The following is a 1,314-nucleotide window of genomic DNA, read 5'->3' on the forward strand; positions in this document are numbered from 1 at the left end:
CAACAACCCAATACTTCGGCATTCAAGTTGCTGGTGTCTCTCCACGCCTATGGCTATCGGTTTGCGGATAAAGACGCCAGTCGTCAGTTGCAATCGGAATTTGACCGTGCAGGTCGCACACACTTTGAAGAGGTTTATCGCGGTCAGTATCAACATTCCTTGTCGCTATTTGAGGAAAAAGGGACCGTCGTGGGTGGTCGTACACTGGCAGTACGCAATGGTAAGCGAGTTGATTACTATAAGTTCCAGCGACTTGGAGAGTCCATAGCCACCCTGGCGCAAGAAGGCATTATGCATCAATTTATTGCCAGAGTGCTTAATAAACGCTGTAAAAGTCAGCTACCCCGTTTTGGCCAGTACCTCATCCTACTGGAAAAGGATCTTCCCGAAAATATCCGGGATTTCACTGATCGTTTACAACGGATCAACAATGCTAATGGTGAAAAAGCCTACCGGGTCTACCACTTCAAAGCGACAAAAAACTACGGTAAATACGCTCATACTCCTGATGGAAGCAGCACCCCTTATGCGATCGCAGAGCGTGGCTTGTTGAACGCCATTCACGACATTGGCGTACTTAATGGCAACCTTGGCGTTATGCCCACATCAACGATTCCGGCCTTTCACGATACCGGACGTCGTTGGCTGTTCCTTAGCCCATTGTTGGGTAACTCCGATTGTTTTGCCTTGCCATTACCCGGAACCTTTGGAGGCTGGGTTAAAGCCATTGAACGCCCTGATTTTGGTTGGGATGGTTTACGGGATTGGGGCGATGTTGAGTTCTATGGCTCTATGAAAAGCGGCCTCACTGCCAGGGACTCAAAAACGTCGGGTTATACACCCGAGGTTTTACAGCGGTTAAGTTTTGTCAATTCCCTGTGCGAAAACTTGCTGGCAGCCGTGATGTTAAGGTCACGCTTGCGTCGGGACTCCCCAGATTATCATTATCAAAATAAACAAGCCGTGAAAGAGACAGAAAATTTTATTGAGCAACTACTGAACGAATATCTGTCAGGCCTGTTCGCAAAAGAAAAAGAATGGCCGTCCAGGTCAAGACTGCCAGAATTTATGGGGGTTGACGAAACAACATACCGTTCCTGGCTGACACGCACAGCTGAGGAAATTCTGTACTGGACAGCCATACAACCTCACGAGGCCACAGATCATTGTACATTTACTCCTTCTGATGAGTGTTACTCAGAACACATAAAGCAAAATGGAAAACTGGACACCACACTATACCCAAAAGATTTGGAGACTTTCGACATACATAAAAAATTTCCCAAAGACTTCCATAATGTCAATGACCAACTC

General features: G+C 46.8%; 1 protein-coding gene. It reads left to right on the forward strand.

Annotated features, from left to right (window positions below; translation table 11 throughout):
* Positions 1-1,314: hypothetical protein (locus KDK19_RS07430; RefSeq protein WP_257291658.1), on the forward strand; the 1,314-nt coding region annotated here is incomplete at both ends.

Origin of the sequence: Endozoicomonas sp. ONNA1, from assembly GCF_024606325.1 — a bacterium.
Classification (GTDB): Bacteria; Pseudomonadota; Gammaproteobacteria; order Pseudomonadales; family Endozoicomonadaceae; genus Endozoicomonas_A.